The 18,447-nt window shown below is 38.3% G+C and carries 23 protein-coding genes, 1 riboswitch and 1 other annotated feature; of the genes, 12 read left to right on the forward strand and 11 right to left on the reverse strand.

Going from position 1 to position 18,447, the window contains the following annotated elements; all coding sequences use genetic code 11:
- Positions 1-160: 160 nt before the first annotated feature.
- Both trpB and B3D94_RS04500 read right to left on the reverse strand, forming a co-directional pair.
- On the reverse strand, positions 161-1,324 hold the full coding sequence (gene trpB / locus B3D94_RS04495) for a tryptophan synthase subunit beta (protein ID WP_291755181.1): 1,164 nt from the start codon (positions 1,322-1,324) through the stop codon (positions 161-163).
- Positions 1,325-1,383: 59 nt separating this feature from the next.
- Positions 1,384-1,584, reverse strand: a binding site (T-box leader).
- A 66-nt stretch (positions 1,585-1,650) separates the two neighbouring features.
- Positions 1,651-2,136 (reverse strand): QueT transporter family protein, encoded by a 486-nt coding sequence (locus B3D94_RS04500; protein ID WP_025115449.1) that lies wholly within the window; start codon positions 2,134-2,136, stop codon positions 1,651-1,653.
- Positions 2,137-2,142: 6 nt separating this feature from the next.
- Positions 2,143-2,187, reverse strand: a riboswitch (PreQ1 riboswitch).
- A 321-nt stretch (positions 2,188-2,508) separates the two neighbouring features.
- On the opposite strand from B3D94_RS04500, the gene B3D94_RS04505 reads away from it, so the two are divergent.
- The 3 genes from B3D94_RS04505 (at position 2,509) to B3D94_RS04515 (ending at position 5,428) form a co-directional block, all read left to right on the forward strand.
- A complete protein-coding gene (locus B3D94_RS04505) occupies positions 2,509-3,531 on the forward strand; it encodes an ABC transporter substrate-binding protein (RefSeq protein ID WP_069483233.1) in 1,023 nt (340 codons plus the stop codon).
- 81 nt (positions 3,532-3,612) lie between these two features.
- Entirely contained in the window at positions 3,613-4,641 is a 1,029-nt protein-coding gene (locus tag B3D94_RS04510) for an ABC transporter permease (protein ID WP_069479941.1), read from the forward strand.
- Entirely contained in the window at positions 4,634-5,428 is a 795-nt protein-coding gene (locus tag B3D94_RS04515) for an ABC transporter ATP-binding protein (RefSeq protein WP_069479942.1), read from the forward strand. The genes B3D94_RS04510 and B3D94_RS04515 overlap by 8 nt, the downstream gene beginning before the upstream one ends.
- A gap of 247 nt (positions 5,429-5,675) precedes the next feature.
- Here B3D94_RS04515 and ilvA read toward each other — a convergent pair whose 3' ends face one another.
- The gene (gene ilvA / locus B3D94_RS04520; protein ID WP_069479943.1) at positions 5,676-6,938 is read right to left on the reverse strand and encodes a threonine ammonia-lyase IlvA; all 1,263 of its coding nucleotides are present in this window, start codon (positions 6,936-6,938) and stop codon (positions 5,676-5,678) included.
- Between the two features lie 347 nt (positions 6,939-7,285).
- On the opposite strand from ilvA, the gene B3D94_RS04525 reads away from it, so the two are divergent.
- On the forward strand, positions 7,286-8,029 hold the full coding sequence (locus tag B3D94_RS04525) for a TerC family protein (RefSeq protein WP_025115444.1): 744 nt from the start codon (positions 7,286-7,288) through the stop codon (positions 8,027-8,029).
- 47 nt (positions 8,030-8,076) lie between these two features.
- Here the strand turns inward: B3D94_RS04525 and bshB2 are convergent, their stop codons facing one another.
- From bshB2 to thiD, 4 genes are all read right to left on the reverse strand, one after another.
- Positions 8,077-8,766, reverse strand: a complete 690-nt coding sequence (bshB2, locus tag B3D94_RS04530; protein ID WP_008176035.1) for a bacillithiol biosynthesis deacetylase BshB2 — start codon at positions 8,764-8,766, stop codon at positions 8,077-8,079.
- A gap of 13 nt (positions 8,767-8,779) precedes the next feature.
- Positions 8,780-9,130, reverse strand: coding sequence for a YojF family protein (locus B3D94_RS04535; RefSeq protein WP_008176033.1), 351 nt, complete (start codon positions 9,128-9,130; stop codon positions 8,780-8,782).
- A gap of 623 nt (positions 9,131-9,753) precedes the next feature.
- Positions 9,754-10,035, reverse strand: coding sequence for a hypothetical protein (locus B3D94_RS04540; protein ID WP_069479944.1), 282 nt, complete (start codon positions 10,033-10,035; stop codon positions 9,754-9,756).
- Between the two features lie 293 nt (positions 10,036-10,328).
- Entirely contained in the window at positions 10,329-11,159 is an 831-nt protein-coding gene (thiD, locus tag B3D94_RS04545) for a bifunctional hydroxymethylpyrimidine kinase/phosphomethylpyrimidine kinase (RefSeq protein WP_069479946.1), read from the reverse strand.
- A gap of 174 nt (positions 11,160-11,333) precedes the next feature.
- Between thiD and B3D94_RS04550 the strand changes: the two genes are divergently transcribed.
- The 5 genes from B3D94_RS04550 (at position 11,334) to B3D94_RS04570 (ending at position 14,271) form a co-directional block, all read left to right on the forward strand.
- Positions 11,334-12,011, forward strand: a complete 678-nt coding sequence (locus B3D94_RS04550) for a uracil-DNA glycosylase (protein ID WP_069479947.1) — start codon at positions 11,334-11,336, stop codon at positions 12,009-12,011.
- Positions 12,012-12,086: 75 nt separating this feature from the next.
- Complete coding sequence (locus tag B3D94_RS04555) at positions 12,087-12,266, forward strand: uracil-DNA glycosylase (RefSeq protein ID WP_069479948.1); 180 nt, start codon at positions 12,087-12,089, stop codon at positions 12,264-12,266.
- Positions 12,263-12,532, forward strand: a complete 270-nt coding sequence (locus B3D94_RS04560) for a YwdI family protein (RefSeq protein ID WP_069479949.1) — start codon at positions 12,263-12,265, stop codon at positions 12,530-12,532. Before B3D94_RS04555 ends, B3D94_RS04560 begins: the two co-directional genes overlap by 4 nt.
- Before the next feature lie 27 nt (positions 12,533-12,559).
- The gene (locus tag B3D94_RS04565; RefSeq protein WP_069479950.1) at positions 12,560-12,940 is read left to right on the forward strand and encodes a DUF423 domain-containing protein; all 381 of its coding nucleotides are present in this window, start codon (positions 12,560-12,562) and stop codon (positions 12,938-12,940) included.
- A 155-nt stretch (positions 12,941-13,095) separates the two neighbouring features.
- Positions 13,096-14,271: an amidohydrolase gene (locus tag B3D94_RS04570; RefSeq protein WP_069479951.1), complete on the forward strand. Its 1,176-nt coding sequence runs from the start codon at positions 13,096-13,098 to the stop codon at positions 14,269-14,271.
- A gap of 83 nt (positions 14,272-14,354) precedes the next feature.
- Here B3D94_RS04570 and gerQ read toward each other — a convergent pair whose 3' ends face one another.
- On the reverse strand, positions 14,355-14,690 hold the full coding sequence (gene gerQ / locus B3D94_RS04575; protein WP_008176019.1) for a spore coat protein GerQ: 336 nt from the start codon (positions 14,688-14,690) through the stop codon (positions 14,355-14,357).
- Between the two features lie 22 nt (positions 14,691-14,712).
- Positions 14,713-15,138, reverse strand: a complete 426-nt coding sequence (locus B3D94_RS04580) for a cell wall hydrolase (RefSeq protein ID WP_036122931.1) — start codon at positions 15,136-15,138, stop codon at positions 14,713-14,715.
- A 243-nt stretch (positions 15,139-15,381) separates the two neighbouring features.
- Here B3D94_RS04580 and B3D94_RS04585 point away from each other — a divergent pair, with 243 nt between their 5' ends.
- Both B3D94_RS04585 and B3D94_RS04590 read left to right on the forward strand, forming a co-directional pair.
- Complete coding sequence (locus B3D94_RS04585) at positions 15,382-15,552, forward strand: hypothetical protein (protein ID WP_175422975.1); 171 nt, start codon at positions 15,382-15,384, stop codon at positions 15,550-15,552.
- A 160-nt stretch (positions 15,553-15,712) separates the two neighbouring features.
- A complete protein-coding gene (locus B3D94_RS04590) occupies positions 15,713-15,895 on the forward strand; it encodes a hypothetical protein (protein WP_069479952.1) in 183 nt (60 codons plus the stop codon).
- A 43-nt stretch (positions 15,896-15,938) separates the two neighbouring features.
- Here B3D94_RS04590 and hemQ read toward each other — a convergent pair whose 3' ends face one another.
- Positions 15,939-16,688 carry a hydrogen peroxide-dependent heme synthase gene (hemQ, locus tag B3D94_RS04595; RefSeq protein WP_193830861.1) on the reverse strand — a complete coding sequence of 250 codons (750 nt, stop codon included), beginning with the start codon at positions 16,686-16,688 and terminating at the stop codon, positions 15,939-15,941.
- A gap of 156 nt (positions 16,689-16,844) precedes the next feature.
- On the opposite strand from hemQ, the gene B3D94_RS04600 reads away from it, so the two are divergent.
- Positions 16,845-17,681 (forward strand): lipoate--protein ligase family protein, encoded by an 837-nt coding sequence (locus B3D94_RS04600; protein ID WP_291755210.1) that lies wholly within the window; start codon positions 16,845-16,847, stop codon positions 17,679-17,681.
- 37 nt (positions 17,682-17,718) lie between these two features.
- On the opposite strand, the gene B3D94_RS04605 is transcribed toward B3D94_RS04600, so the two are convergent.
- The gene (locus B3D94_RS04605) at positions 17,719-18,369 is read right to left on the reverse strand and encodes an RsfA family transcriptional regulator (RefSeq protein WP_025115432.1); all 651 of its coding nucleotides are present in this window, start codon (positions 18,367-18,369) and stop codon (positions 17,719-17,721) included.
- Positions 18,370-18,447 lie beyond the last annotated feature (78 nt).

Genomic DNA, 18,447 nt, shown 5'->3' on the forward strand with positions numbered 1-18,447 from the left:
TTCTTCTATGAAATAAAAGGGGATATATATTTTATTACGACCTCTAGGCATATGAGAATGGGTTCGTTTATACTTGTATTCCAAGATCAGCAGACAATATATTATTAGTGTAAGTTTAAGAGCGATTTCCAGTTTAGGAAATCGCTCTTTCATGTTTGAATTATTTATTTAACATATGAAAAACTTGCTCAACGTCCTTATCGCCCCGACCTGAGATATTAATAATTATAATGTCATCAGCTGTAAGAGTGGGCGCTAGTTTTAGTGCATGGGCAACTGCATGAGAGCTTTCAAGTGCAGGAATAATACCTTCTACCTTCGAGAGCACCTGAAATGCCTCTAGGACTTCTTCGTTTGTCACAGTAACATACTCTGCACGACCAATTGTTTTTAAGTGACTGTGTTCAGGTCCTGCACCTGGGTAATCTAAACCTGCCGCAATTGAGTATGTTGGTAGAGGATTTCCCTCTGCATCCTGTAGCACTAAGCATTTGAAGCCGTGTAGCTCTCCAGGAGTTCCTTCGTTAAGTGTAGCAGCTTGATCTGGCTCTATTCCGATAAGACGAACATTTTCATCAGCAATATACTCTGCGAATGCCCCGATAGCATTACTTCCACCGCCGACACAAGCTAAGACAGCGGTTGGTAGTTTTCCTTCTTTCTCCAAAATTTGTTCACGACTTTCGCGGCTAATAACAGATTGGAAATGTTTTACCATTGAGGGGAATGGGTGTGGCCCAACAGCAGAGCCCAATAAATAAAATGTCGTTTCATAGTTTTCGACTAAATCCGCAAATGCTTCATCAACGGCATCCTTTAAACGTCCTTGCCCTTTATCAACAGCTACAACCTTTGCTCCAAGAAGCTCCATTCGAAATACATTTAATGCCTGACGTTTAGTATCCTCTAACCCCATATAAATAGTACAATCTATTCCGAACATGGCACAGGCAGTAGCGGTTGCCACACCGTGTTGTCCTGCACCGGTTTCAGCAATAACGCGATTTGCTCCCATACGTTTTGCCAATAAAATTTGACCCAATACATTATTGATTTTATGTGAGCCCGTATGGTTAAGATCCTCACGCTTTAAATAAATTTTTGCGCCAGCCAATTGCTTTGTTAAATTTTCTGCAAAATAAAGAGGGGATTTGCGACCGACATATTCATTGAAATAATAATTCAATTCTGTATTAAAGTCTGCATCCTCTTTGAATTTTTGGAAATTTTCATCCAAAATAGTTAATACATGCTGAAGCTCCTCTGGAACGAAGCTTCCACCAAATTCGCCGAAATATCCTTTGTTATCTACTACTGTACTCATCTTTCCTCGACTCCTCTACGCTCATTTTTTCATAAAAAAAAGCCACTCCAATCCTTCGTGAAAAGGACGAGTAACCGTGGTGCCACCTTTATTCGCAATAGATGCGCGCTTTCTAACTCCGATAACGGGGAGCAAATCGGCCTGACATTGGATTAAGGCTGCTCTGAAGTCCATTCACAAGTACGAACTACTGGTTTACACCGACCACCAGCTCTCTTTAAGTAACGATGCTTGCTACTACTCTTCTTCTTCGCATTTATTAGAAAGAATTGTAGAATGTTTTCAGAATATTGTCAAGAAAAAAAGACGAATCTTGTAAGACTCGTCTATTCAATCATTTCTTTAAAGTGAAGGCGTTTATTGAGTATATACATAATAGGTGCACCCACCGCTAAAACAACGAATTCACCTGCTGCCACCGTTAGCCAAGTCCAAAAGAATGGTAGCTCTAAGGCTAAATTCAATTCAAAGGCGATAATAAACATTGTGCATGTAAATAAGAATGTATTGATGATTAAACGTGCCCAAATATTTTTAACAAATTTACAAATCAAAATGAACAATCCCAATGTAATCATAGAATGGCCAACACCAAATACTAAGTCGTAGATACCAAGTGGTGAAAAAATATTAGAAATAAATACCCCTATTATGATACCAACGGCAAAGCGTGGATTAAAGGCCACTAAATGGTTGAAAATTTCAGATACACGGAACTGCACCTCCGTAAAACCAAATGGTGCAACAAGCATCGTTACAGCAATGTATAGAGCCGCAATAATACCACTTGCTGCTAAAAATTTTATCTTCATATTCATTTCTCCTTAGTTTTTTTTCGTGGGATGGTTACGAACCACGGTGCTTTCACACAAGTCAATATTTTATTATACATATCTAGCAGAAGTCAAATGTCAGACTTTTTGTCTATATGACTAAATTCGCAAAATTGTCATAAATATTTTTTACTATTTTTTAAAAAGGAATCGAATTACAAAAATAGCGTAGTTTAGCGGTTTAAAGCGCCAAATTAATCGAAATGCTTAAATTTTTTGTGAAATACAAAAGTCAGAACATTCATAATGTTGTTGACGGAGCTCAATAATAACGATAATATAGCGATACATTCACACTTTGTTTGGATAAAGTGTGATAGATATTCCAGAACTTAATCGGGGGGATTAATGGTGAAGAGCAATGTCAAAAAGCTTTCATTCCTACTCTTTGGATTAGTATTACTACTTGCTGCTTGTGGTAGTGGTGGGTCTAGTTCAACAGAATCAAAGGGGAATGAAACGAATAATGCAAGTGACAGCGGGAACGCAGATGATAAAACATATAAAATCGGAATTACGCAAATTGTAGAGCATCCATCGTTAAATGCAGCGACAGAAGGCTTTAAAAAGGCGATTGAAGATGCAGGTTTAAAAGTTGAGTATGATCCACAAATCGCACAAGGCGATAATAGTCTTAACACAACGATTGCTAACAATCTAGTAAGTGCAAACGTAGATTTAATATTTGCTAACTCTACACCTTCTGCGCAGGCAGCGGCAACAGCAACAAGTGATATTCCAATTATCTTCACATCTGTAACAGATGCTGTAGGTGCTCAGCTCATAGAGTCAATGGAGAAGCCAGGGAAAAATGTTACAGGTACTATCGATTTACATCCTGAAACGATTTCTAAAACAGTGGCATTTTTAAAAGAGCTAGGTGCTAAAAACGTTGGCATGGTCTACAACGCTGGTGAGCAAAACTCCGTAGCACAGGTGAAAGAAGTAAAACAAGTGATGGCTGAGCAAGGTCTTGAGGTTAAAGAGGCATCTGCAGCAACTTCTGCAGAGGTAAAGCAAGCCACTGAATCCTTAATTGGTAAGGTCGATGCATTCTATATTATTACGGACAATACAGTAGTCTCTGCTTTAGAGTCTGTCATTGATGTGGCGAATGCCAATAAATTGCCTTTAATAGTAGGGGAGCTTGACTCTGTGGCGCGAGGTGGTTTGGCTGCTTATGGTTTTGAATATTCCGATATCGGGTATGAGGCTGGGCAAATGGCAGTGAAAATTTTAAAAGGTGAAGCAACGCCTGCTGAAACACCAGCGCAATATCCACAAAATCTAAAGCTATTAATTAATAAAAAAGTTGCAGATGATTTAGGAATTGAAATTAAAGATTCTTGGGGTGCAGAACTTCTAGAAAAATAACTCGAAGCGGGGGAACCATCCCCGCTTTATCTTCATTTACCAGCAGTAGAATAATAAAGAGATTTAGGAGATGATTCAACGATGTTTTTAGCATTATTTGGCGCAGTGGAGCAAGGAATCATCTATGCAATTATGGCACTTGGTGTATATTTAACATTTCGGGTGTTAGATTTTCCGGATTTAACGGTTGATGGAAGCTTTGTAACAGGGGCGGCAACAGCAGCAACAATGGTTTTGCTTGGCTACCACCCAATCTTAGCGACTTTAGTGGCAATTGTTGCTGGATTTATTGCTGGATGTATGACAGGAATCCTTCACACAAAAGGGAAGATAAATCCACTATTATCAGGGATTTTAATGATGATTGCATTATATTCGATTAACCTACGGATCATGGGGTTAACTGCAGAAAATACGATAGGTCGTCCAAATATTCCATTACTGAACTCTGAAACGATATTTTCAAAGTTTCAAGCGTTTTGGAGTAATTTAGGGATAGATGATGCTCTCAACAGCCTATTAAAAGGTATGGGGATTCAGCAAGTACCAGGTACTTGGAGTGTACTAATTGTCATTGTAATTATTACAATTTTAATAAAATTAGTGGCAGATTGGTTCTTAAAAACAGAGGTTGGGCTTGCTATTCGGGCTACTGGTGATAATAAACGAATGATTCGCAGCTTCTCAGCCAATACAGATACACTCATTATTTTAGGGCTAGGACTTTCCAACGCACTTGTCGCATTTTCTGGAGCTTTAATCGCACAATATTCGAAGTTCGCTGATGTAAGTATGGGAATTGGTATGATTGTGATCGGGCTTGCATCTGTCATTATCGGGGAAGCTATTTTTGGTACAAAGACCATTATTCGTACCACTTTTGCAGTCATCGCTGGAGCTATTATTTATCGTATTATTTTAGCGTTAGCATTACGTGTAGACTTCCTGGATTCAGGAGATATGAAATTAATTACAGCTATCATCGTCATTTTGGCTTTGATCTTGCCTCAATTTATTAACAAGCGTAAGGAACGTAAGCGTAAGGCTAAACGGGCTGCCGAACTTACGCAAGTCAAACCAGTAGAGCAAGGAGGAAAAGGCCTTGCTTAAATTACACGGTATAAATAAGGTATTCAATGAAGGGACACCGGATGAAAAGATCGCTCTAGCAGAAATTAACTTACATTTAAAGCCTGGTGATTTTGTTACTATTATTGGGAGTAATGGGGCAGGTAAATCAACGATGATGAATATGATTTCTGGCGCCTTAACACCAGATTTCGGCACGGTTTCGATTGATGGTAACAATGTTACTCATTTGCCTGAGTATAAGCGCTCGCAATTTATAGGTCGTGTTTTCCAAGATCCAATGGCGGGAACAGCACCTGCTATGACGATTGAAGAGAATTTGGCACTAGCATATTCCCGCAATAAAAGTAGAGGATTGCGAAGAGGCGTTGACAAAAAACGTCGAGAATTCTTTATTGAATCATTAGAGATGCTGGGATTAAATTTAGAAAATCGCCTTTCTGCAAAGGTTGGCTTACTTTCAGGAGGGGAACGTCAAGCGTTGTCTCTGTTAATGGCCACTTTTACAAAACCATCCATATTGTTGTTAGATGAGCATACGGCTGCGCTTGATCCATCACGTGCTGAATTGATCACCCGTATTACAAAGTATTTAGTAGAGAAAGATCATTTAACGACATTGATGGTTACGCATAATATGCAACAAGCTTTAGATTTAGGGAATCGCCTAATAATGATGGATAAAGGTCAAATTATTTTAGAAGTTGGAGAAGATCGTAAACATGAATTAACGATACCTGATTTAATGGCTGAATTTGAACGCATTCGTGGAGAGAAAATGAATTCGGACCGTGCTTTATTAGGATAAAGGTATATCGTTCATACATTCGTATGAGTACCAGACTGTAGGCAAACTCAATGACATTTGAGTTTGCCTACAGTTTTTTCTTTTACAATGATTTTGAGGGTCGAGCTGATTTCCTTATTCTATTGCTGCAGGCACCTACATAAATGGTTGAAAAAGATATTGTTGAGGTGACAAATGATGATGACGGAGTCTCTCAAATATTTAAACATAGAAAAAGCCTCACTTACTAGAAGTGAGACTCTTTCATTTACACGAGTAGGCCAAATAGCTGAATATCATTGTTAACTTCTTTATAGTTGAAGCCAAATTCGTTCATTCTCGCTAGTAACCCCTCGTAATCTGATCGATCGCCAAGCTCGATGCCGACTAGAGCAGGACCGCTTTCCTTATTGTTTTTCTTAGTATATTCAAAGGTTGTAATATCATCATTAGGTCCTAGCACACTAGTAAGGAATTGACGAAGAGCGCCTGCCCGTTGAGGGAAGCTGACGATGAAGTAGTAAAGTAAGCCTTCATGAATAAGAGACTTTTCTTTAATTTCCTGCATACGTCCTATATCGTTATTCCCACCACTAATGATAACGACAACAGACTTTCCTTTGATTTCTTCTTTATAAAAATCAAGAGCTGCGACTGACAATGCACCAGCAGGCTCAGCAATAATCGCATGTTTATTGTACAAATCTAAAATGGTTGTACATACTTTTCCCTCAGGTACAAGAATAATGTCGTCTAAATAACGGCGACAAACATCATAAGTATGATGACCGACACACTTTACGGCTGCTCCATCGACGAATTTGTCAATCCAATCAAGAGCAACTGTGCCACCTTCAGCAAAAGCAGCCTTCATACTGCCAGCACCAGCAGGCTCTACACCAATAATTTTGCTAGATGGGGAAAGGTTTTTAATATAGGCAGAAACACCAGACATTAAGCCACCACCACCGATACTGCCAAATACGTAGTCGATTGGCTCTTCCATATCATTCATGATTTCTACCGCCACAGTTCCTTGCCCAGCAATCACATCGAAATCATCAAATGGATGAATGAAGATTTTACCTTGTTCTTCACAGAAACTTAGTGCACTTTCAGCAGAGTCATCGAACGTATCACCCGCTAAAATAATCTCCACATACTCACGACCAAACATACGCACTTGGTCTATTTTTTGCTTGGGTGTAGTTTGAGGCATAAAAATGCTAGCTTGAATTTTTAATTGGGCACAGGCATAAGCTACACCTTGTGCGTGGTTGCCTGCGCTGGCACAAACAACGCCAACATTACGCGCCTCTTCCTCGATTTTTTTAATTTTATAATAGGCGCCACGAAGCTTGAATGAGCGTACATGTTGTAAATCCTCACGTTTAAAATAAATATTTGCGCCATATTTTTCTGATAAATAGTCGTTTCTTTGTAGAGGTGTATGCACAACTACGTCTTTTAAAAAATGGTGTGCAATGAGGACATTCTCCACTTGCACGGTTCTAGTATCAGCAACTTCCATAGTATTCATCCTCCGTTTTACGTTTAAAACATTTATCTATGATAGCACACTTTTTTTGCTTTTTGGACTTAATTTTTAGTAAATTCTAAATTTTCCGTGTCCATTTCATTATGTAAGCGTTTTATCTTCATTCACCTTACTTTTTGTATGGAAAATGAGGCGTCAAACATAGTAAAGTCTCACTTTTATGGTCCTGTTCCTCCATCAAATAAGGCTTAAAGGAAAACATTTTTTAGAAGTCTATACACAATTATACGGAGGCATCTTTGATCAAAAAAATACAACTTTCATATCAAAATTGGTCAAGCATATACTAGATTAGCTTAGGACAAGTGGGAGGGTAAGCAGTGGAAATCATTCAAGGAATTCTATCTACATATAGCCAGTTTTTCGATTGGGCAATGTGGCAGGAAGTATTAGTGGATCCTGTATCCTGGGGACTAATATTTTCATTAATTATTATAGAAGGATTGTTGTCAGCAGATAATGCACTTGTATTAGCAGTACTTGTCAAACATTTGCCAGATAAGCAACGAAAACGGGCTTTAATGTATGGAATGTTAGGAGCCTATTTTTTCAGATTTTTATTTATTGGAATAGGGGTTTATCTTGTAGAGTTTTGGTTTATTAAAGTGTTAGGTGCGTTGTATTTAGGATGGCTCTGTATCGCTCATTTCCTTCAAATCGGAAATGAGGATAGTGTGAAGGTGGTAAAAAAATCAGGCTTAATGGTTCGTTTCTTTGGGACCTTTTGGGCAACAGTTATTTCCGTAGAGCTGATGGATATTGCTTTTTCCATTGATTCAATATTTGCTGCCTTTGCTATTTCAGATCAAGTATGGGTGCTTCTAATTGGAGGTATGTTAGGAATCCTAATGATGAGAACTATTGCGGGTGTTTTTTTAATTATGATCGAAAAAATTCCTGAGCTAGAAGCGACTGCTTTCATTATTATTGGGGTTATAGGGTTAAAAATGTTAGTAAGTGTTGTTAATATTCATATACCTCATTATTTTTTCTTCCTGTTTTTATTGATTGCCTTTTCGATCACGTTTATCGTGCATAAACTAAATAAAGTAAAATCTACCTAATTAAAAGAGGCTCTGTTCTCCAATCACGAGAGGACAGAACCTTTTATTTATTTTACATATTTATCAGGATCAACAATGTAGAATCTTTCAACATTTAGCCAGCTTTCGCTCATCGGTTCTCCATCATCAATGCGCTTTTCTGTTTCTTGCATCATCCAACCAGTTTGTGATGCATGTGCCTGTAATGCTTGTAATTTATCCATTCGCATTTCGCGAATATCATAGACCACATGAGGCTCGCCATTTTTTTCAATAGTATCGTTTGCGAAGGCACAGCCAAATACTTGCGGACGTGCAGCCTTAGGCATACGACGTACAGCCTCAACGACAGCACGTGCGGTTGCTTCATGGTCTGGATGTACCGCAAAACCAGGTAGGAACGTAATAATTAATGAAGGCATTAGCTCTTCAATTAAACCTTCTACCAGCTTTACCATTTTCTCATCGTCTTCAAATTCGATTGTTTTATCACGAAGCCCCATCATACGTAAATCTTGAATACCCATGGCTTCTGCGGCTGCAATCAATTCTTTACGACGTATTTCTGGTAATGATTCGCGTGTAGCAAAGGGGGGATTACCTAAATTACGGCCCATTTCACCTAATGTTAAGCAGGCATATGTAACAGGTGTATTCATTTTTTTTGTATAGTAGGCAGTCGTGCCAGCAACTGAAAAAGCCTCATCATCTGGGTGAGGGTACACAATTAAAATATGACGTTGTGGTTGTAAATTCAAAGAGTCGTCCCCCTTAGTAAGTAAATGGCGTTTCACTTATTTCAAGCGCAATCGCCAATTTTCCAGAGTAATCTAAACCAGCCATTAATAAACGGCCCAAATCATCTAATTCATAATGAGTAATGCCTTGTGCATAAACCCAGCCATGAGGTAATTTTAACCCAACACGATGAGGTGTCTTGTCTACAACTTTAGCAAGTTCATAATTAATTTTTGCGTTGCGTATAAAGGCACCTGCATTAAAGAACTTTTCATCATAGTGTGCTGCATAAGATCCGTTTGTCGTCTCAAGATGGATATAAACGTCTTTGTTGGCGAAAGAATTTAGTAATTCTTGCAACGTCTCTACTTGTACTTCTTGCATCTTAACACTCCTCTCGATCATTTCTCCTTTAAGTATAGTAAAAAAAATTAGCAAAGGGAAATTGATTGCTTCATACGTACAAATTAATGAATTGTAAAACTTATACCTTCACATAATGCCACCAAGGTTTTTAGCGTAATCGCCATGCGACTACTCAAAATCTGTGTCTTCCGACAGAGGCTTATCAGACTCATCCACTACCTTCTAGAGTAGGAAATATTCTACTAAATCAGGGCAAGATGAATCATTAACTATCAATCTATGTCGACTTTCCGAGCAGTATTCTTGAAAAAATTATTGTAATGTATCAATATAAGGGGTGTGAAAATATATGTACAAAATGTGTCGTTTTGTATACGGTTTCACACTTGAAAAGATATTGTAACCATAGCTTCTTCCAAGATCGTGTGTAGACAGCACCATATGCTGAAGGATGGTAAAACTAGGTGAAAACGAATTCTATCTTGGTACAATAGATGACGTTCCTCCAGCATCTTACATCGTGCTGTGTGTAAAAGGAAGAAGAATGAAGCTCATTATCATAGTATAATAAAAAACCGCGTTTCTCTTTATGACGGAGAAGCGCGGTTTTTTATTGAGATTATGGATAGGCTATGTATTTGTTAGTATCGATTAAGCTTTCTTTCGATTGTTTCTAAACGATTATTGACACTTTGCAATTGTTTAAACATTTGTCTCATATAAAGATTTTGATCTTCATTTTCGGTCTTTTTTTCTTGTGCTAGTTCCTCTTCCTCCTGAAGTGCCATTATTGTGGCGAGGGTGGACAATGAGTAGCCCAGTGTTAAGACGATGGAAGCTAGTACTTCTACTTTTGAAGAGGTAATTTCTCCAGCTAATAAACCTGATTCCTCAGTTAAGTCCTCTGCCTTTTGTTTTTTCATCTTTTCCCCTCCCATCTAAAGCTAATATATGGGTGATGAAGTCCTAACGTATCTTGTCCATTTTTTATCTTTATGTTAGTGGAATTTCTAGAAATTAACGCATTATTAGAGGAGCAATGATGTGAACATGATTGAGGTGATTACGAAATTAACCTTTGCAGCATTAAATGAAAACAAGAAACCTCCGTTGGTTCCCCTTGTGAGAAATAGGGAAGTAGTTTTAGGTAAACTTATATCAATGTATGATCAAAAAAGGGATGTCTCCATAATCTTTGAGACATCCCTTTTCTGTGTTAAATTTCTGTAACTGTTATTTGTGGAGCACCAAAGCGAGATTTTGCTCCATGCATGACAGGACCAACATAGTCGTTAAGAGCCCAACCATGTGAAATGGCTGCGGATACAAATTCTTTTGCTTCCATAACAGAATCCATAACAGACAGTCCATTTGCAAGATTTGCAGTGACAGAAGCTGCAAAAGTACAGCCTGCACCGTGGTTATTAGTAGAAGCAACTTTTTCAGATTCTAATAAGTAAAAGGCTTCTCCATCGAAGAATAGGTCCGTTGCTTTTTCTGTAGCTATTGCTTTTCCACCTTTAATGACTACAGCTTTAGCTCCAAGTTCGTGGATTTTTCGTGCGGCTGTTTTCATCTCATCAATCGTTTTTGGCGTACCTGTACCTGCCAATTGACCAGCTTCAAATAGATTAGGTGTTGTGACTGCTGCTAATGGTAAAAGATGTTGTACCATAGCATCTGTATTGCCAGGGTTTAGTACTTCATCGTCCCCTTTACAAACCATAACAGGATCAATGACAACATTTGTAGTCCCTGATTTTGCAATAGCCTCTCCAGCAAGGCGAATAATTTCTTCCGTAGATAGCATGCCTGTTTTAATAGCATCAATTCCTGTTGAAAGGGCTGTATCAATTTGTTTTTGTAGAAGTTCAGTTGGTAATGGTGTGACATTATGTGTCCACCCATTCGGGTCCATTGTTACGACAACTGTTAAAGCCACCATACCGTATGTACCGTGCTCTTGAAAAGTTTTAAGATCGGCTTGCATACCTGCGCCGCCGGATGTATCAGAACCAGCAATTGTTAATGTTTTTTTTAGAGTCATGAAAAGATCTCCTTTATTATTAAGAGTGTTAAAATTACCATTTAGTATAGACTTATTCTGATTCTATAAAAATAGTCAGAATTTGATATTTTTACAGGGTCAGTTTAAGCTGAGGCTTGAATTCATGGATTATTTTTTGTACCGTTGTAAGAAAAGAAAGGGGCTTAAAGGACGATGAAACAAGTATTCCCGAATGATTGGCAAGAAATACTTGCAGCAGAGTTAGAAAAACCATACTATCACACGTTACGTCAATTTATTGCTAATGAATATTCAATGCAAACTATTTATCCTCCTATGCAAGATGTGATGAATGCATTTTATACAACAGCTTATCAAAATGTGAAGGTCATTATTTTAGGACAGGATCCATATCATGGACCTAACCAAGCACACGGCTTAAGCTTTTCTGTCAAGCCAGGTATTCCACATCCACCAAGCTTACGAAATATGCTACAAGAGCTAAAAGATGATCTCGGCTGTCCTATTCCCAAAGATGGGACTTTGACGAAGTGGGCAGAACAAGGTGTTATGCTTTTGAATACAGTTCTTACAGTGCGAGCTGGACAGGCGAATTCCCATAAAGATCAAGGTTGGGAGCAGTTCACTGATGCGGTTATCGATAAGCTAGCTAAAAGAGAGGAACCACTTATTTTTGTACTGTGGGGTAAGCCTGCGCAACGAAAAAAACAGTTGATACGTAAACATGACACGCCACATGTCATATTAGAAGCACCACATCCTAGCCCATTAAGTGCTTATCGAGGATTCTTTGGGAGTAAACCTTATTCAAAGATTAATCAACAATTAGTAGAATGGGGTAAACAACCAATAGATTGGTGTTTAGCATAGATTGGCACAAATCGTTTACTTTATACACTACATAAATCGTGATACAGTTAGGATATACGAAAGTGAGGGACAACGATGAAGGCGAATTGTTTTCAATGTCAATTTTTTAAAGTAACCTGGGACCCTCAAAATCCACGTGCCTGTGTCGCATATGGCTTTAAAACAAAGCAGATTCCATCCGTTGTCGTGAAACAATCCTCAGGTACGGAATGTTTAAAATTTGTATCAAAAGTAGAAAGTAGGAGAATGCAATGATTCCTTATCAAGCCGTTATACAACAACTTGAAAAACAATTATCTAGTGCAAAAAATGCAGGGAATGATCAGCAGATCCGCGAAGCTCTTTCAGCAATTCGAGCATTATGTGATGTGGTGTTAGATTCTCCTAGTAATACGCCATCTATCACACCACCTTCTAAGCATTTACCACAAATGCTTGTATCAGAGATGAAGCCATCTAGTTTATCTACATCCAAAATTGAAGAAGATGGAGCAAATGGTGATTCAATTTTTGATTTTTAAACAATATTAAAGGTAGGGTAACGAGCAATGAAAAAATTTATCGTGACAGGGGCTCTTCACGGCCTATTAGCAGTAGCCTTTGGTGCATTTGGTGCACATGCTTTAAAGGAAATTTTAGATGATTATAGTCTAGGTATTTGGGAGACGGCTGTTCAGTATCAAATGTTCCATGCTACTGGTTTGTTGGTAATCGGACTATTAATGAGTTCCAAATTATTTGGTGAAGTTAAGCAATTAAATTTGGCAGGAATTTTCTTTAATCTTGGGATTATCTTCTTTTCTGGTAGCTTATACGTATTAGCAATTAGTGGTATTAAAGTATTGGGCGCGATTACACCAATTGGTGGTGTACTATTTTTAATTGGATGGATACTTATTATTTTATCGGCTTTAAAACATGCTCGTTAATTTTATATTAGGACTCTCTTACATGATTTGTAGGAGAGTTTTTTCTTTATTTTGTAAGATTACGATTTAAATCCTATTCTTTTTGTAAGAATTTATAGTACACTACTACTATTACTTGCAATATTTCGAAAATACAAAAAGAGAGGTTGTGTAGGATGGAAAAGCTATTTACATTAATAGATGAGAATTATGAAGAGATGGTAGGGATTCGTCGTCACTTGCACGAATATCCTGAATTATCCTTTGAAGAAGTGGAGACACCAGCCTATATAGCTGCCTATCATAAAGAATTGGGTCATGAGGTTCGTGAAGGGGTAGGTGGAAGAGGTGTAGTTGCCGTTCTACGCGGTGCAAAGCCAGGAAAAACAGTGGCGTTAAGGGCTGATTTTGATGCATTAGCGATTCAGGAGGAAAATGATATACCTTATAAATCCAAGGTAGCTGGTAAAATGCATGCTTGTGGCCATGATGGTCATACAGCAACATTACTAGGATTAGCTAAGGCACTCAATAAAATGAAATCTGAAATTACAGGAAATATTATGTTTATTCATCAGCACGCTGAAGAGGTGGCACCAGGTGGGGCCAAGCCGATGATAGAAGATGGGTGTTTAGATGGTGTAGATGTTATTTTTGGTACGCATCTCTGGGCTCCTACTCCGATAGGGGAAATTTTAGTGAGAGATGGCGCTATTATGGCAGCTGCCGACAAAGTAGAAATTGCCATTCAAGGGAAGGGTGGACATGGTGCCGAACCACATCACTCCATTGATGCAGTTACCCTTGCATCGCAGTTTGTAATCAACGCACAACAACTTATCTCGCGACGTATTGATCCATTAAAGTCAGCTGTTTTAACAATTGGTCACTTCGAGGCGATTAATCCGTTTAATGTTATTGCTGATCGTGTTAAATTGGCAGGAACCATTCGCACCTTTGAGGAAGGTGTGCGCACACAGATGGAGCAGGAGCTAGAAGCCGTTCTAAACGCCACTTGTCTAGCCTTTGGAGCAAGCTATGAATACCGTTATACAAGAGGTTATCCACCTGTTTATAACCATCAAAAGGAAACGGAATTTGTGGCACAGTTAGCGTCAACTGTCCCAGGTGTAGAGCAAGTGAAAAATTGTCCACCATTTATGGTTGGTGAGGATTTTGCGTATTATTTAGAAAAAGTACCTGGTACATTCTTCTTCACAGGTGCGAAAAGTCCAGAATGGGAAACGGCTTATCCACATCATCACGCTCGCTTTAATTTTGATGAACGTGCAATGCTAATAGCTGCTAAAACTTTAGGAAAAGCTACATTGGAATATTTAAAAGAATATTAATCTAGCGCAAGTTAAAAATCCGCATACTCTCATCGACTGTTGTCAGTGAGAGTATTGCGGATTTTTAAGATACAATATAGCGATTATGGATTTTGATTAAAATAAGCCATTTCTTCATCATATTCAGCAAAGTCGAAGTAAATCATTGGGAATAAGAAGCGGTGATTGGATTTGAGTTCACGAATGATAACATGATCTCGCCCAGCAGCCTCTACCACACCACGCACAGTTTTTGTGTTTTTTCCTTGTTCCACTGCATGCTCAAAAGAAAAATGGAAGGTAGCTGGTTTTCCGCGATTCAATCGTAAAATATTTTCTATATAGGACTCTTCACGACCTGGTGGTCGTCCGGTCGGGATTGTGACTGGAGGAGGAGTCATTTGTTGTTGCGTTGTTGGTGTCCAATAATAAGGCATCATCAATAATCAACCTACTTTCTTTTTAAATTTGAGGACAATCTTCTTCAGTTGGCGAGAAGAAGCAATGAGATTTGTATCTGCCTGTATTCCATTGGCCATACCATTGCGCAGGACAATCGCCCGCGGGCATGAAAAACCACAAGGATCGGTTAGCTGGATGAAATCTTTCGCCTTGAATCACCCTTCTGGCTAGCCGGATATCTTGATCACGTGCTCGTTGATAAAAATAACTTTTTTGAGTTGCTTCAAAGCCACCTGGACGCTGATAAACCATCTGTTCAATTGTTCGAATATCACCAAAATCTAAACAATCACCCCTTACACGATTAACGCCAACATTCCCAACCATCAGCATGCCTAACTCACCTTCGCCTTCTGCCTCGGCACGCATAAGCCTTGCTAGCAGGGCTGTCTGGGCATCATTCGTCTTAATAACAGCGATTTTCATACCTCCTCGCTGTCAGTATATGCATGATGGTATTGTAGACATGTTCAATTTTGTGAAGAAAGAAATTCACACAACAAAGGTACTACGCATATAGTAGTAATAACGACAAGTCCGTAAAAAATAATCTAAAAGCCATTCATATTAGATAATTTTTATGAAAAATTGGGTAAATAGAAAAAAGATATAGGGAAATAGAAGATCAGTAAATTGCATGTGTAGGCCATACATGTGAGGTGATTACTTATGGAAATAGGGGTATGGTTTGGGATATTACTAAGTGCGGTACTGGCCTTTTTACTAGGGGAGTATTATGGACAGCCGCTCCATTGGTATCTATTTATTTTAATTATAGTGATTGGTTTTTTTATTCAAACGATCATTTTAATTTTACAAGTAAAGGATGAAAGCTCTTAAGGAAATATGAAAAAAATAAATTCAATGATTAAGGAAGTGTCATCGCAGAGGGATGGCACTTTCTTATTTTTATAGATAATTTTGCTTAGTCAGTATAGTAACGATATTCCGAGACATACTAAGTTTGAATTTATTTTTGCTTTCATGAAGGAGCGTTACAATGCGTATTTTTAGTATGTTTGTAGCAATAATTATTAGTGCCTTTATGGCAGTCGGGATAGCAGAATACTATCATCAGCCGTATAATTGGTATTTGGTCTTTCTGATGATTCTTACCGGGTTCTTTATTCATACAATCATCTTAATATTTGAATCCGAGCATGCGGAAGAAAACGAAATTTAAAATGCGAGTCCTCACTAGGGACTCGCATTTTTAAATGTAAGTATTAAACTGTTAAAAATGTCACTAATTTATCGTTATCAAGTAGGTTTCCGACGAAGAATGCACCAAACTCACCATAGCGAGCAGATACTTCATCAAAGCGCATTTCATATACTAACTTTTTGAATTGTAAAACGTCATCAGCAAATAATGTTACGCCCCATTCATGATCATCAAAGCCAACAGAGCCTGTAATAATTTGCTTTACTTTACCAGCATAACCGCGACCAATCATACCATGAGAACGCATTAATGATTTGCGTTCATCCATTGATAGCATGTACCAGTTATCATTCCCTTGACGGCGTTTATCCATAGGGTAGAAGCACACATATTTAGAACGAGGAAGCTCAGGGTATAGACGTGCACGTACATGTGGGTTTTGGTATGGATCTTCATTTGATTCACCAGCTAAATAGTTTGAAAGCTCAACAACAGATACATAAGAATATGTAGGAATTGTAAAATCAGCAATGGCTAATTTATTAAATTCTGCTTCAAGCTCTTGTAGCTCATCCATCGTTTCACGCAATGTCATAATCATAAAGTCAGCCTTTTGACCAACGATTGCATAGAAGGCATGAGCACCTGTTTTAGCGATATCTGCTTCATTTAATTTCCCTAAATAAGCAAGAAATTCTTCTACTGCTGCTTGACGTTCTTCAGCAGAAACGAGCTTCCATGAAGCCCAATCAATCGAGCGAAAATCATGTAAAGCGTACCATCCATCTAACGTAATTGCTGCTTCATTCATTATTGAAAACACTCCCTTTATAAGTGAATACTATTCAAAATTAGTTTATCATAGTTTGTGCAAAATCCCTAAGTTCATGAATGGTTTTCACGAATTTGACACCAACTATAGATGATGTATGCTAAAGAGAAGAGATGGAATTAGAGGAGTACCAATATGAAAAGTATTTTACAGCAGCCAATTTGGCGTTATTATGATCAATCAATTAGCGCAAAGCAGCGATCTCCGTTAGAATCCTTTGCAACTGATGATACGTTGTGCCAATTAGTTGGACAATTAGTATCACCACCAACTGTCCGTACATGGGTTCACGGGGCATCGGTTGTGCTTGGCATCCAAGATCATCGTTTACCTTATGTACAGCATGGAATGGATTTACTAGAGTCAAGAGGTTATCAACCTATCGTTCGAAATTCAGGTGGGTTAGCTGTTGTCCTTGATGAAGGGGTTCTAAACATTTCCATTATATTATCTGAACAAATGGATTCATTAAGCATAAATGATGGCTATGAAGTGATGGTCGACCTCGTTAAAGGTTTGTTTCCAGAGGTGGCTGAGAAGATTGAAGCCTATGAAATAGTAGGCTCATATTGCCCAGGTTCGTATGATCTAAGTATTGAAGGAAAAAAATTTGCAGGAATTTCACAAAGACGTTTACGCCAAGGTGTAGCTGTACAAATCTATTTATGTATTGAAGGTAGCGGCTCGCAGCGTGCTGCACTCATTCGTGATTTTTACGAAGAAAGCTTACAGCAGGAGGAGACAAAATTTACTTATCCGCAAATCATTCCTGAAGTCATGGCATCATTATCGGAGCTTGTCGATCCACATTTAACTGTAGAGGCAGTTGTTATTCGTCTACAGCAATACCTTCATCACCTAGGTGGGGAAGTACATCCTGAATCTTTTCATGACGAAGAATTAACATTATACGGTTTCTATTTAAAGCGTGTTTTTGACCGAAATGCCAAAATGCTAGAACGACATGAATAGAGACTACTATTAACACACATAAAAAAAGGCGATGCTGCTAATTAAGCGCATCGCCATTTTCAGGCTGGAAATTAGAACTACTTACTACGAGATTTCCGTTTTTCTCCATTTTAAAAACAGGTGCAACACGTTCTTCCTCTTCATCTAATGTCACAAGTCGTCTAGCACGATTCATAATTTGAACGAATTGTTCATAATCTTTGCGGATTGCTCGGTTTTCTTCTTCTAGCTTTGTAATTGTTTTCTCTAGTTTTTTATTTTTCTCTGACGTTACATGAACAAGCTGTCTCCATTTTGAAGATTCATTGCCTACTTCACCAGAATGCTGTAAACGTAGTAAATAAGCTATAACAATATCAAGAGAAAGAGCAGATAGCGGAATTGATTTTCCTTCTGCAGCACTACTATTTACTGTAAACATACTAGAAGTGCGACGTCTTGCAGGAGCTCCTAACACTCGCATTCTTTCTTTTCTTTCTTTTTTAGCTTCTGCTAATTGTTCTTCATATTCTTTACGAACAACAGCATTCCAACGGAAACCACAGGCTGCAGCTGTACGATTTAACGCATCACCAGCTTCTTCAAATGCGTTTAGCTGTGTGCTACCCTCCGTTACGTGACGAATTACTGCCTCTGCTAACAATTCATCATTTTCTTCTAACCAAGCATCTTGTCTTATTTTACTCATATTAAAAACCTCCACCTTTTTTGGAACTTGTTATTTAAGATTAGCATGACCAATCTTTTAACCTTTTATTCATCCATG

Source organism: Lysinibacillus sp. UBA5990, from assembly GCF_002429815.1.
Taxonomy (GTDB): Bacteria; Bacillota; Bacilli; order Bacillales_A; family Planococcaceae; genus Lysinibacillus; species Lysinibacillus fusiformis.